Origin of the sequence: Spirillospora sp. NPDC047279 (assembly GCF_040643285.1) — a bacterium.
GTDB lineage: Bacteria > Actinomycetota > Actinomycetes > Streptosporangiales > Streptosporangiaceae > Spirillospora.
The window spans coordinates 101,753-114,312 of sequence record NZ_JBEYUA010000014.1 but is presented as its reverse complement, the minus strand read 5'-3'; the positions used below and the strand labels follow the sequence as shown (position 1 = coordinate 114,312).

The following is a 12,560-nucleotide window of genomic DNA, read 5'->3' as shown; positions in this document are numbered from 1 at the left end:
AGGAGCACTCCCGCCCCCAGAGCACCAGAAACCAGGTCAGACCACCCGCGCCGCATGAGGCGTGAGTCTAGTGAACGATGCTCAGGCCTCGCCCGTCGCCACCGGATTCGCCGGGTCGTTCACCCAGTTGGACCAGGAGCCGACATAGAGCGCGGCGGGCACGCCGGCGACGGTGAGGGCGAGGATCTCGTGCGCGGCGGTCACGCCGGAGCCGCAGTAGGCGCCCACGTCGGCGGCGTCAGTCGCGCCGAGCTTGGCGAAACGTTCGCGCAGCAGGTCGCCCGGCAGGAAGCGGCCGTCGACGCCGACGTTGCCCAGGGTCGGGGCGTTGACGGCGCCGGGGATGTGGCCCGCGACGGGGTCGACGGGCTCGGCCTCGCCCCGGTAGCGCTCGCCGGCCCGCGCGTCGAGCAGGACGCCCGACTTGGCGAGTTCGGCGGCGCCGTCGGCGTCCAGGACCGGGAGGCGGCCGGACTGGGCGACGAAGTCGCCGGGCTTGACGGCGGGGTCGTCGGTGGTGACGGGATGACCGGCCTTCTTCCAGGCGCGGTATCCGCCGTCCAGGACGCGGACGTGCTCGTGGCCGAAGTAGCGCAGCGTCCACCAGAGGCGGGCGGCCGCGGTGGAGTCGGCGTCGTCGTAGACGACGACCGGGACGTCCGCGCGCACCCCGGCGCGCCGCATGGCCTCCTCGAAGGCTGCCGGGCCCGGCAGCGGGTGCCGGCCGGCGGACCCGGGCGGCCCGGCCACGTCGCGGTCGAGGTCGACGAAGACCGCGCCGGGCAGGTGACCGTGGCGATAGGCCTCGATTCCGGGCGGGCCGGACAGGTGCCATCGGACGTCGAGAAGGGTCGGCGACGGCTCCCTGCGGAGCGATCGGGCCAGCGCGGACGCGTCGATGAGAGGGTGCACATCGCCAGTTTGACCGGCGGCGCCCGGATTCGGGAGAGGCGCGGAATCGTTTGTCACGTTGCCCCAGCTTAGGCGCGTGTCACCCGGAGGAGCGGGACCAGTTGCTCGGCGGGTACGAGCGAGCCGTGCATGCCCGTCATCAGGGACGCGAAGGGTTCGAGCCGGGAGGCGATGATGGCCATGTCGGTGTAGGGCACGGCGATGACGTCCCCGATGCGGCCCAGCATCTCCGGCTCGACCGGGCCGAACCAGCCCTCGGCCACCGCGTCCTCGCGGGAGTAGACCCAGGCGCGGTCGCCGAGAAGCCCCTGCCACGCGGCGAGGACGTCGGGCGCGGCACCGTCGTCGGCGTAGACGTAGCGGCAGCGCGCGTCGCCGCCCAGCATCGCGACGCCCGCCTGGAGCTCGGGCACCTGGTCGTAGTCGACGCGTTCGGTCGGGTCGACCATGCCGTGGTCGGCGGTGACATAGAGCGCGGAGCCCGCGGGCAGCACCGCGGCGATGCGTTCGGCGAGCAGGTCGACGAAGCGCAGCTGGAACCGCCAGTCGTCGGATCCGCAGCCGTAGCGGTGCCCGGTCGAGTCGAGGTCGGCGTGGTAGACGGTGACGAACGAGCGGTCACCCTCGCGCAGCGCCTGCTGCGTGCGCCCGACCAGCTCGCCCAGGTCTTCGGCGGGACGGTAGGTCGCGCCGCGCACGGTGGCGTTGCTGAGCCCGGAGTCGCGGTAGAAGCCGAGCGCCACGTACGAGACGTCCACCCCGTCGGCCGCCGCCTTCTCGTAGACGGTCGGGGCGGGCTGGAACGTCCGCGGGTCGACCTCCGGGTCCTTCCAGCGCAGGCAGTTGAGGAGCCGTCCGGCGCCGGGGATCGCCACCTGCACGCCGAGCAGGCCGTGCCCGCCGGGCGGCAGGCCGGTCGCGAGCGAGCCGAGGCTGGCGACGGTGGTGGCGGGGAACCCCGCGGTGAGCGGCCCGCCGGGCAGGGTCGACAGGAACGGCGCCTCGTCGGGATGGGCGCGCAGCAGCTCCCAGCCGAGCCCGTCGATGATCAGCACGCAGGCGCGCGGCAGCTCGGGCAGCTCCAGGACGTTGGCGAACCCGGGCACGTCCAGCGCCGCCAGCACCGAGGTCGGCACGTCGGCCAGCGCGCCCATCCCGTACCGCGGCACCGGGACGGGCGGCGGCGCGGGCGCGCCGGGCGGACGGCCGCTCAATGGGTGATGGAGGACGAGAGCGCCTCGGCGAACGCCAGCACCTGCGAGACCGCGTCGGCCCCGTCGGCGGCCTCGCTGACGCGCAGGGACAGGTCGTCGGCGGTGACGCTGCCGGTGTAGCCGTGGTCGGCTTCGCAGTTCTCGTCGCCGCAGGTCGCGGGCTCCAGGTCGATGTGGGCGATCGCGCCCCAGCCGATGGTCAGCACGACCTCGGTGGGCGGCACGCCGGGCACGTACGACGCGGGGTCGGGGACCACCCGGGTCACCGCGACCGACTGGACCCGGTCCATCCTGACGGCCTCCGTGGTGGTCGAGGCGTGCGGCTGCGCCATGCCCTCGCCCGGCGGGTGCTCGTCGGTGTGGCAGACCAGCAGCCGGCTCGCGGACAGGACCAGCACGGTGACGTGCCGCCTGACCTCCATCGCTGGGTCGAAGGTCGCCTCGTGATGGACCACGTAAGCAAGCACTGACTCGGCACCGATGGCCGACTCCACCGCTTCCGCGACCAGGGCCGGGTAATAACCGCTGCGCTCGATGGCGGTCCGCAACCCGTGGGCCGTCTCTCGGGTTTCCCTCATGACCCCATCCTGCCCTGTTCCGGGCGGCCCGCGCACATGGCGGGGCCCCTGTCGATCCACTTGGTGATCCGCTTGCCGAACCACCGCCGGTGCGCGACATGGTCATCTCGTCGATCCGGGGGTACGAGACATGTCATGGAATACACGAATCCGATGCCGTCGCCGCCGCCCGTACCACCGCCGCCCGCGCCGGCGCCGCCAGGCCCGCAACCGCCGATCCCGCCGCCCGAGCCGCCCGTTCCGCCGCCCGAGCCCGCGCCCGGCCCCACGCCCGGCCCGGCTCCGCAGCCGCCGAGCCCGGTGCCGCCCGGGCCCGCCCCGGACCCGGTGCCGCCGACGCCGGAGCCCAGCCCGCCGCCTCCGCCCGGCTAGGCGGCCCGGCTAGGCGGCCCGGCTAGGGCATTCTCCGGGGGCCCAGCTCGGGGCGGGGCCCCCGGGGGCGCTCCAGCCGGAGCGTGACGCTCTGGACGGCCACGCCGGACGGTGACACCTGGACGGGGTCCAGGACGAGCCTGGCGACCTCGGGGAGGTCGTGGGCGAGCTTGGCCACGCGCTGGAGGAGCTCCTCGAGGCTCGCCACGTCGACCGGGGCGGCGCCCCGGTGGCCCAGCAGCAGCGGGGCCGTCCGGATGGCGCGGACCAGCTCGGCGGCCTCCACGTCGGTGAGCGGCGCGAGCCGGTAGGCGCGGTCGTCCAGCAGCGCGGCGGTCTCGTCGGCCAGGCCGAACGAGATGATCGCGCCGAAGGAGGAGTCTTCGGAGGCGACGACGCGGGTCGGCACCCCGGCGCCCTCGGGGGACTTGCCGACCCCGACGCCGTAGCAGGCCAGCAGCTCGACGGCCTGGTCGTGGCCCGCCTCGGCGGTGCCCGCCTCGAGCCACTCCTCGACCAGGGCGCGGGCGCGCCTGCGGTCGGTGTCGGTGAATTCGGGCAGCCGGCCCGGCGGGCGCTGCCGCCACTGCGCGTAGCGGATCACGTACGCGAGGGCGCGGACGGCGTCCTCAGGGGCCGGGTAGGACGGGATGGAGCCCTCCCCCGCCGAACCGTCGGGGGCCGCCACCCGCAGGTCGGCGGGCATGCCCTTGGAGCCCAGGTAGGTGGCCACGATGGGCTTGTCGCTGCCCGCGGCCAGGCGCATGAGCTTTTCGGGGACGCGCAGGTCGTAGCCACCGATGGTGGGCGGGGTGAACAGCGCCACGACGGCGTCGACGGTCTCGTCGGCGAGCGCGGTCTCCAGTGCCGCCTCGTATTCGTCGGCGTCGGCCAGCGGGCCGAGGTCGATGCGGCGGCGCGCCTCCAGGCCGAGCGCCGCGGCGGCGTCGGTGGCGAGCAGGCCGAGCGAGTCGGAGTTGTCGATGATCGCGATCCGGTCGCCGGCCGGGAGCGGCTGGTAGGCGAGCAGCTGCGCGACGTCGAAGAGCTCGGAGAGGTCCTCGACGCGGATGACGCCCGCCTGGGCGAAGAGCGCGCTCACCGCGTGGTCGGGCAGGCTGAGGGCGCTGGCGGCGTGGCCGATCGGCACGCCCTGGGTGCTGCGGCCGCTCTTGACCGCCACGATCGGCTTGCGGCGGCTGAGGCGGCGCGCGAGGCGGGTGAACTTGCGCGGGTTGCCCAGCGACTCCAGGTAGAGCAGGACGGCCTTGGTGGCCTCGTCCTCCTCCCAGTACTGCATGAGGTCGTTGCCGGACACGTCGGCCCGGTTGCCCGCCGAGACGAACGAGGAGAGCCCGAGGCCGCGTTCGGCGGTGCGCTGCAGGATCGCGATGCCCAGCGCGCCGGACTGGGAGAAGAAGCCCACCGGCCCGCGGCCGGGCATGGTCGGCGCGAGGGTGGCGTTGAGCCGCACCTCGGGGTCGGTGTTGGCGATGCCCAGGCAGTTGGGGCCGACCACGCGCATGCCGTAGGCGCGGGCCAGGCGCACCAGCTCCCCCTGGCTGGCGCGGCCCTCGGGCCCGGTCTCGCCGAAGCCGGACGACACCACGATGAGGCCGTGCACGCCCTTGCCGGCGCACTGCTCGACGACCTGGTGGACGGAGTCGGCCCGCACCGCGACCACGGCCAGGTCGACGTCGTCGGGGATGTCGAGGACCGAGGCGTACGCGCGGACGCCCGCGACCGCCATGGCGGTCGGGTGCACCGGGTAGATCGGGCCGCTGAAGTCGCCGTGCAGCAGGTTGCGCAGCACGGTCTGGCCGACGCTGTGCTCGGCGCGGCTGGCGCCCACCACCGCCACCGAACGCGGGAACAGCAGCCGCTGGATCGACCGGGACTCGGCCCGGTGTTCGCGGGCCGCCATGACCTCGACGGAGGTCTCGGTCGGCTCCAGGTCGAGGACGAGCTCGATCACGCCGTCCTCGAAGTGCTGCTCGGCGCGGTAGCCGGCGTCGCGGAAGACCCTGGTCATCCGGCGGTTGTCGGGCAGGACGCTGGCCACGAAGCGGGTGAGGCCGCGCTCGCGGGCCGCCGCCGCGATGTGCTCCAGCAGGACGGCGCCCAGCCCGCGGCCCTGGTGGGCGTCCTCGACCAGGAACGCCACCTCGGCGGTGCCCGGACGGTCGGGCAACCGGTCATAGCGGACGACGGAGATCATCGACCCGGCGATCGTGGCGATGAGCGCCACCCGCCGGTCGTAGTCGACGGTGGTGAAGTGCTCGATCTCACGTTCGGTGAGCTGCGGGCGCGGCGAGAAGAAGCGGTAGTAGATCGACTCCGGCGAGAGCCGGGCGTAGAAAGCGCGCAACAACTCGGCGTCGTCGCTGCGCACGGGGCGCAGATGCGCCGTGCCGCCGTCGGTGAGGACGACGTCGGCCTCCCAGTGGGCCGGATACTCCGGCCGGTGCTCCGGCTGCCCTTCGGTCACGTACCCGAGCGTAAGGCACGGACCTGGCAGGGGCGTCACCACTGGTCCCGGGCATGATCCGGACGTTCGGCCCGGAGGAAACCAGTGCAACTCCGTGCAAAAAAGCCCTGTTCCCGGCTTTCGCTGCGCGTTCGAGACCTAATCGGGGTCCAAGAGCTGTTACGGTCGTCCACACGCCCCTGAATGCCGCTCGCGCGGGCCGTGTTGATCGAGGTGATGACTCCATGACGCGCGTGGTCGTGGTCGGCGATTTGATGACTGACACCGTTGCCCGTGCCGCTTTCCCCCTCGCCAAGGGCAGCGACACACCCGCCGCCGTGACCTCGCACGGGGGCGGCTCGGGCGCCAACGTCGCCTCCTGGCTCGCCCTGGAGGGCGTCGAGGTCGCGTTCGTGGGTCGGCGTGGCTCCGACATCGCGGGCCGTAACCGGGACATGGAACTCATGGGGTACGGCGTCGACGCCCGCCTCGTGATGGACCAGGAACGCCCGACCGGCACCTGTGTCGTGCTGATCACGCACAAGGGCGACCGGACGATGCTCTCCGACCCGGGCGCCAACGCCGCCCTGCTGCCCGAGGACATCGAGCGGTGCAAGGACCTGTTCAACCAGGGCACCCACCTGCATCTGTCCGGCTACGCGCTGATCAACGAGGGCAGCCGCAAGGCGGCCAAGCACGCCCTCGACCTGGCCCGCAAGGCCCAGATGTCGATCACGGTGGACGGCGGCTCGTCGTCGCCGCTCAAGCGCATGGGCGCCGAGCCGTTCCTGGAGTGGACGCAGGGCGCCCGGCTGCTGATGGTCAACACCGACGAGGCCGAGGTGCTGACCGGCCGCGACACCCCCGAGCAGGCCGCCAAGGTGCTCACCGCCTGGTACCCGCAGGTGGTCATCAAGACCGGCGCGGACGGCGCGCTCTGGTACACCAACGGCCGTCCCGAGCCGATCACCGTGGCCGCCGAGCCGATCGAGAAGATCATCGACGGCACCGGCGCCGGTGACGCGTTCGTGGCCGGGTTCCTGCCCGCGTGGCTGGAGGGCAAGCCGCCCGCCGACGCCCTCGCGGCCGGCAACCGCCTCGCCGTGCAGGCCATGCAGCACCTGGGCGCCCGGCCGAGCCTCGACGTGATGGACAACCCGATCAAGAACTAGCGCGGGCCGGCGCCCGGAAACGGGCGCCGTCCTCTCGCACCGCCTGCCACAGCCGGTTGAGCGGATGCCCGGCGGCGTACCGCCGCAGGTCGGCACGCCGGGCGAAGGCACCGGTCATGATCTCGGCCTTGGGCTCCATGTCGTCGTGCAGGCGCAGCGACCGCAGCGGCATCTCGTCGGGGTCGCGGTGCCCCGACATCCGGCGGCCGATCGACTCGGTCACCACCATGCAGCCCTGGACGAAGCCGGACCGCAGCAACGACAGCCCGTAGTGGATGTCGTCGATGTCGGCGACCACGTCGAGGCGGTCGCGGAAGCTCTGCCCGTACCAGCACGCCAGGAAGTCGGCGATCAGCCCGGCGGGCGGCAGGACGAGCGGGATGTCGGCCAGGCTGCTGGTGGGCACCGGGTCGTCGGGCAGGTCCTCGGGCGTGAGGTTCGTCAGCAGGATGGGAGAGCCGCAGGCGAACTCGACCACGTCGTAGTCGCGCAGCCGCACGTCGCCGTCCGGCGTGCTGACGATGCTCCCGCACATCAGGTCGACCTGGCGGGTCTCCAGCCGTGACCACAGGTCCTTGGTCCGGACGTGGACGACCTTGAACTCGACGTCCTCCTCGTGGAACTCCTCCTGCACGCGTTCCCAGGCCCGGGAGATGATCGGGAGGGTGAACTCGGTGGTGCCGACCGTGAGCATGCGGCCGAGCCGGCGGCGGCTGAGGTGGACCGACTCCGTCCAGTGCTCGATGGTCGTGCGCGCCAGCCTGACCGACGCCTCGCCGGTGGGCGTGAACAGGTAGTCCTTGCCCCGCCCCTGCCGCATGGTGAGCACCTCGCCGCACAGGACCTGGCAGTTGCGGTTGAGCGTGTCGAGCTGCTTCTGGACGCTGGACTGCTCGCGACCGAGCGCCCGCGCCGCCCGCAGCGCCGACCCGGTCTCGTGCACGACGAGCAGGGTCCGCAACTGGTCGAACGTAGTGTCGAGCAGCGCGGGCGGGCAGTCGAGCAGCAGGTCGAGGGCCCGCTGGGCGGTGACGGAGGCTGGGGTCTTCGAAGACACGGACAGGGACGGTACTACTCCCACCGGGCCTCGGCAGAACTGGCAGAAAATACCCGGAAGGCCATTTGAACTGGCCGGATGGACATCCTTCGGTCGAAACGGTCCAATCGCCCGCTAGTTGATCACAGCGAGCACGAGGGGCAGCACGGCCGGAACGCCCGCCTGGCGCAGCTGGCGGGTCGCGACGGTGACCGTCCAGCCGGTCTCGATACGGTCGTCGACCAGCAGGATCGGGCCGCCCGCCGCACGGGCGGCCTCGGCCACGTCGTCGGGCAGCGCGAGCGAGTGCCAGACCGAGCGCAGCCGCTGGGCGCTGTTGTGGCGGCGCGGCGCCGGCTCCCCCAGCGGCACGAACTCGCCCAGGTAAGGCAGCCGGCCGATCTCGGCGATGCGCCGTGCCAGCCCGCCGACCAGGCGCGGCCGGGTGCGCGAGCCGACCGAGACGACGCCGGCCGGGCGCTCGGCCCAGTCCCAGGCGGTCAGCACCTTGACCACGGCGTCGAACATCTCGGCGGACGCCTCGGTGTCGGGGGCGTGGTCGGCGAGGATCTCGCGCAGCCGGTTGCCCCAGCCGATGTCGGTGAGACGGCCGAGGGCGCGGCCGGGCTCGGCCACGACGTCGGGGCCGATGCGGCCGGAGACGCCGAGGTCGTCCTTGACCGCGGTCGGCCACATCTTGCGCGGCGCCACGTCGACGCCGGGGCGGCGCAGGCGGTCGCGCGCCTGGGCGGCGCCCGCGTCGCTGACGTCGGCGGGCCAGTGCTCTCCCGTGCAGTTGTCGCACCGCCCGCAGGGCGCCGCCGCGGGGTCGTCCAGGCGGCGGCGCAGGAACTCCTCGCGGCAGCCGGTGGTGTCGAGGTAGTCGAGCATGGCCTGCTGCTCGCGGGTACGTTCGGCGGCGACCCGCTCGTAGCGTTCGCGGTCGTAGGCCCAGGGCTCGCCGGTGGCGGTCCAGCCGCCCTTGACCCGCCGCACCGCGCCGTCGACGTCGAGCACCTTGAGCATCATCTCCAGGCGGCCGCGGCTGAGGTCGACCCGCGGCTCCAGCGCGCCGGTCGACAGCGGCCGGCCGGCCGCCTCCAGGGCGTCGAGGGTGGCGCGGACGACCGGCTCGGGCGGGAAGGCGAGCCCGGCGAAGTAGGCCCAGATGTCGCGGTCTTCGAGGCCGGGCAGCAGCACGACCTCGGCCCGCTCGACCCCGCGCCCGGCGCGGCCGATCTGCTGGTAGTAGGCGACCGGCGACTGCGGCGCGCCCACGTGCACGATGAAGCCGAGGTCGGGCTTGTCGAAGCCCATGCCGAGCGCGCTGGTGGCGACGAGCGCCTTGAGCTTGTTGTCGTGGAGGTCCTGCTCGGCCTGGAGGCGTTCGGCCGGGTCGGTCTGGCCGGAGTAGGCGGCCACCTCGTAGCCGCGCTCGCGCAGGTAGCCGGCGATCTCGTGGGCCGCGGCCACGGTGAGCGTGTAGATGATGCCCGAGCCCGGCAGCCGGTCGATGTGCTCCCCCAGCCACGCGACGCGCATCTCGGCCGCCGGGAGCTTGACCACCGCCAGCCGCAGCGACTCGCGCTCCAGCGGCCCGCGCAGCACCAGCGCCTCGCCGCTGAGCTGCTCGGCGACGTCGTCGGTCACCCGGGCGTTGGCGGTCGCGGTGGTGGCGAGCACCGGGACGCCGGGCGGCAGGTCGGCCAGCAGCGTGCGCAGGCGCCGGTAGTCGGGCCGGAAGTCGTGGCCCCAGTCGGAGATGCAGTGCGCCTCGTCGACGACCACCAGGCCGGCGCCCGCGGCCAGCTTGGGCAGGACGAGGTCGCGGAAATCGGGGTTGTTGAGCCGCTCCGGGCTGACCAGCAGGACGTCGACCGCGCCCGCCTCGACCTCGGCGAACACCTGCTCCCAGTCTTCGGTGTTGGCGGAGTTGATCGTCCGGGCGTGGATGCCGGCCCGGTCGGCGGCCTCGATCTGGTTGCGCATCAGGGCCAGCAGCGGGGACACGATCACGGTCGGGCCGGCGCCGCGCCGCCGCAGCAGCCGGGTCGCCACGAAGTAGACCGCCGACTTGCCCCAGCCGGTGCGCTGGACGACCAGGGCCCGCCGCCGCTCGACGACCAGCGCGTGGATCGCCGTCCACTGGTCGTCACGCAGCCGGGCGTGCTCGCCCGCCAGCGCGCGCAGGCAGGCCTCCGCCTCGTCGCGCAGGGAGTCGTCGCGCTGGGAGTCGTCGGCGAGCACGGTCTCATCGGTGGCCATCCCCCCTTGCTATCAGCCACCCCCGACACTGTGCACGCAATCTAGGTTGTGATCCTGACTAACTCGCTCTACTGTTTAGCTTGCTAGGTGAGTTACGTAGCGAAGGAGAGAACGATGGACGAGCAGCACTCCGCGCCCGATCCCGACGAGCCCGGACCCGACGCCCACGGCTCCGACCGGCCCGGCGCGTCCGGCCCCGCACCGTCCGTCATGGCCCTCTGCCTCCTCGGCATGAGCCTGGCGATCACCAACATGCTGCTGGGGGCGTCGGCCGTGGGGCTCGCGCTGATCGGCGTGCAGGGGATCGCGATCCTCGCGCTGGTGTACGTGATCGTCCGCACCGCCGTCCCCACCGTCGTGCGCACCGCCGCGCAGGCGGACGGGCCGCGCCCCCGCCGGGTCCCCGCCACGGCGATCGCCGCCCCGATCGGCATCGCGGCCGTGGTCACCGCCGTGCTCTACGGGCTCTTCCCCGGCAGCGACGCCGCCGGCACCCTGGCCGGGGTCTGCGTCGGCCTCGGCCTCACGCTGAGCCTGGGCGCGCTGATCGTCAGGCTCGCCATGCGCGCCGCCCGCCCCCGCCGCTCTCGCTGAGGAGCGGTGCAAGGCGCCACGGCGGTACGGCGGTACGGCGGTACGGCGGTACGGCGGTACGGCGGTACGGCGGCGGTACGGGTGACCCTGGCCCCGCCTCAGGCCTCGGGCGCTTCCGGCATGCGCCGCGCCAGCACGCGGTAGGTGTTGGCCCCGCCGAAGCGGCGGATGAACGGGTGCGCGAGCTGGTCGGCCGCGCCTGCCGCCGCCGCCAGCGGCAGGCCCGCGAGCGTCACCGCGACGCGGGCGGCGATGCGCAGGTGCCGCCGTCCCGGGTCGTTCCAGGGCCGGTCGGGGTGCGGCGGGGCGATCCGGTTGAGCAGCAGCGTCGCGACCATCAGCAGGTCCAGCTCCTGATGCGCGGCGCCGCGGTCGACGGCCACGACCTGGAAGCCGCGGGCGGCCAGCCCGGTGGTCAGGTTGGCCAGCGGGATGAGGTGCAGGTGCTGCGGCTGGAACCAGTTGTGCCACCATCGCCCGGCCAGCCGCGCGACCGGCGACTCGGGGTCGGGCACCTCGATGAGCAGGTGCCCGCCGGGCGGCAGGACCCGCGCGGCGGCGTCCAGCTCGGCGGGCGGGTCCAGCGTGTGCTCCAGGTAGTGGTGCATGCTCACGACGTCGTACGTGCCGGCGAGCTTGTCGGCCAGCTCGCGGAACTGCCCGCGGTGGGCGAGGTCGACCCAGCCGCGCCGTTCCGCCTCGATGACGCTCGACCCGAAGTCGAGCGCGTCGAACCGCGTGCCGGGCCAGATGTCGCGGGCGGCGTTGCAGAAGTGCCCGTGCCCGCCGCCCACGTCGAGCCAGGCGGACGGTGTCGCGTGCCCGCGCAGCATGCGCGCCCGCGCGCGGTAGTGCGGCGCTCCCAGGCGGAAGCCGCGCTCGACCTCGGCCTCGCCGATCCCGTCGTAGTAGTCCCGGTAGTAGAAGCCGAGCCCCTCCTCCGACAGGCGCGGGTTCTGGAAGCTGTGGCCGCACGCGGTGCAGCGGTCGACGCGGAACGTCCCGGGCTTGCGCTGCTGGTAGTCGCCGCTGACCAGGCGCTTGCGCACCACGGTGGCGCCGCACCACGGGCAGTCGGGTCTCGGCGGCTCCACGAAGCGTTCGAGGCCCGCGCCGACGCTCGCCCGGTACTCCGAGCGCAGCCGCGGCAGGTCCGGGTTGGGCTCCTCCCGTTCGAACGCGACGCGCAGCATGCGCAGCGGCGCCGCGACCGGCCGCCGCACCGCGAAGCCGAACCGGTCGTGCGGGCTGAGCGGCGTGCGCCACGTCGCGAGCAGGGGGTTGGCGCCGGCGGCCGCGACCACCGCCGCGCCCCACAACGGGCGGCGCGCCGACAACACGCCGAGCACCCCCAGGGCGCCCAGGGCGCCCGCCAGGTACGTGGGCAGGTCCAGCTGCCAGCGCCGCCGCAGGATGGCGCGCCGTTCGGTGATGCCGACGGCCGACGCGGGCAGGGCCTTCATCCGCGGCACGACGGCGAGGTCCATCGTCACGGGCGCGTACTGCTTCAGCCGGGCGGTGACCGCGTCCATCTCGTCCGCGGAGAGCCCTTCCAGCCTGGTCAGGCCCGCGCGCCTCAGCACGGCGTCGCTCACCAGGAGCGCGTGCCCGGCGCCCTCGCCGCGGGCGAGCCGCGCCCTGCGGAACGAGGCCGGGTCCAGCCGCCGCACCAGCTCCAGGGCCCGCGCCGAGTCCAGCCCCTGCGGAACGAGGTCCAGGACGTCCAGGCCGTGGGCGGCGGCGTAGGCGCTCGCGGCCAGGCGCGTCGCCCCGTCCAGCCGTACGCCCCGGGCGGTCACGAAGTGGTGCTCGCCGGAGACCTCCGCCCCGGCCACGGCCGGAGGGAGCACGGGCAGCCGCGCGGCGCGCGTCCGGCGCCAGATCCCGTCCGCGACGAGACCGGCGGCCACCGACGCCGTCGCCCACGAGGGCCCCGCGGGCATCGGCCTC

10 protein-coding genes are annotated in these 12,560 nt (G+C 73.9%); 3 read left to right on the top strand and 7 right to left on the bottom strand.

Going from position 1 to position 12,560, the window contains the following annotated elements; genetic code table 11:
* Positions 1-81: 81 nt before the first annotated feature.
* From ABZ810_RS32180 to ABZ810_RS32170, 3 genes are all read right to left on the bottom strand, one after another.
* The gene (locus ABZ810_RS32180; protein WP_358409707.1) at positions 82-912 is read right to left on the bottom strand and encodes a sulfurtransferase; all 831 of its coding nucleotides are present in this window, start codon (positions 910-912) and stop codon (positions 82-84) included.
* 68 nt (positions 913-980) lie between these two features.
* Positions 981-2,066 (bottom strand): nucleotide pyrophosphatase/phosphodiesterase family protein, encoded by a 1,086-nt coding sequence (locus tag ABZ810_RS32175; protein ID WP_358409958.1) that lies wholly within the window; start codon positions 2,064-2,066, stop codon positions 981-983.
* Between the two features lie 56 nt (positions 2,067-2,122).
* The gene (locus ABZ810_RS32170; RefSeq protein WP_358409705.1) at positions 2,123-2,704 is read right to left on the bottom strand and encodes a DUF5998 family protein; all 582 of its coding nucleotides are present in this window, start codon (positions 2,702-2,704) and stop codon (positions 2,123-2,125) included.
* A 135-nt stretch (positions 2,705-2,839) separates the two neighbouring features.
* On the opposite strand from ABZ810_RS32170, the gene ABZ810_RS32165 reads away from it, so the two are divergent.
* The gene (locus ABZ810_RS32165) at positions 2,840-3,076 is read left to right on the top strand and encodes a hypothetical protein (protein ID WP_358409704.1); all 237 of its coding nucleotides are present in this window, start codon (positions 2,840-2,842) and stop codon (positions 3,074-3,076) included.
* A 22-nt stretch (positions 3,077-3,098) separates the two neighbouring features.
* On the opposite strand, the gene ABZ810_RS32160 is transcribed toward ABZ810_RS32165, so the two are convergent.
* Positions 3,099-5,564 (bottom strand): GNAT family N-acetyltransferase, encoded by a 2,466-nt coding sequence (locus ABZ810_RS32160; protein WP_358409703.1) that lies wholly within the window; start codon positions 5,562-5,564, stop codon positions 3,099-3,101.
* 224 nt (positions 5,565-5,788) lie between these two features.
* Here ABZ810_RS32160 and ABZ810_RS32155 point away from each other — a divergent pair, with 224 nt between their 5' ends.
* Complete coding sequence (locus tag ABZ810_RS32155; protein ID WP_358409702.1) at positions 5,789-6,715, top strand: sugar kinase; 927 nt, start codon at positions 5,789-5,791, stop codon at positions 6,713-6,715.
* Here the strand turns inward: ABZ810_RS32155 and ABZ810_RS32150 are convergent.
* Both ABZ810_RS32150 and ABZ810_RS32145 read right to left on the bottom strand, forming a co-directional pair.
* Positions 6,705-7,772 (bottom strand): LysR family transcriptional regulator, encoded by a 1,068-nt coding sequence (locus ABZ810_RS32150; protein ID WP_358409701.1) that lies wholly within the window; start codon positions 7,770-7,772, stop codon positions 6,705-6,707. The genes ABZ810_RS32155 and ABZ810_RS32150 overlap by 11 nt on opposite strands.
* Positions 7,773-7,886: 114 nt before the next feature.
* Positions 7,887-10,016 carry a RecQ family ATP-dependent DNA helicase gene (locus ABZ810_RS32145; protein ID WP_358409700.1) on the bottom strand — a complete coding sequence of 710 codons (2,130 nt, stop codon included), beginning with the start codon at positions 10,014-10,016 and terminating at the stop codon, positions 7,887-7,889.
* A 114-nt stretch (positions 10,017-10,130) separates the two neighbouring features.
* Here ABZ810_RS32145 and ABZ810_RS32140 point away from each other — a divergent pair, with 114 nt between their 5' ends.
* Positions 10,131-10,610: a hypothetical protein gene (locus tag ABZ810_RS32140; protein WP_358409699.1), complete on the top strand. Its 480-nt coding sequence runs from the start codon at positions 10,131-10,133 to the stop codon at positions 10,608-10,610.
* Between the two features lie 98 nt (positions 10,611-10,708).
* Here ABZ810_RS32140 and ABZ810_RS32135 read toward each other — a convergent pair whose 3' ends face one another.
* Positions 10,709-12,553: a class I SAM-dependent methyltransferase gene (locus ABZ810_RS32135; RefSeq protein WP_358409698.1), complete on the bottom strand. Its 1,845-nt coding sequence runs from the start codon at positions 12,551-12,553 to the stop codon at positions 10,709-10,711.
* Positions 12,554-12,560 lie beyond the last annotated feature (7 nt).

What these genes read in the sequence shown, in the direction of transcription:
- ABZ810_RS32175 (WP_358409958.1), bottom strand. Translation starts at nt 2,066, where the DNA reads ATGGGCGCGCTGGCCGACGTGCCGACCTCGGTGCTGGCGGCGCTGGAC.
- ABZ810_RS32170 (WP_358409705.1), bottom strand. Translation starts at nt 2,704, where the DNA reads ATGAGGGAAACCCGAGAGACGGCCCACGGGTTGCGGACCGCCATCGAG.
- ABZ810_RS32165 (WP_358409704.1), top strand. Translation starts at nt 2,840, where the DNA reads ATGGAATACACGAATCCGATGCCGTCGCCGCCGCCCGTACCACCGCCG.
- ABZ810_RS32155 (WP_358409702.1), top strand. Translation starts at nt 5,789, where the DNA reads ATGACGCGCGTGGTCGTGGTCGGCGATTTGATGACTGACACCGTTGCC.
- ABZ810_RS32145 (WP_358409700.1), bottom strand. Translation starts at nt 10,016, where the DNA reads ATGGCCACCGATGAGACCGTGCTCGCCGACGACTCCCAGCGCGACGAC.
- ABZ810_RS32140 (WP_358409699.1), top strand. Translation starts at nt 10,131, where the DNA reads ATGGACGAGCAGCACTCCGCGCCCGATCCCGACGAGCCCGGACCCGAC.
- ABZ810_RS32135 (WP_358409698.1), bottom strand. Translation starts at nt 12,553, where the DNA reads ATGCCCGCGGGGCCCTCGTGGGCGACGGCGTCGGTGGCCGCCGGTCTC.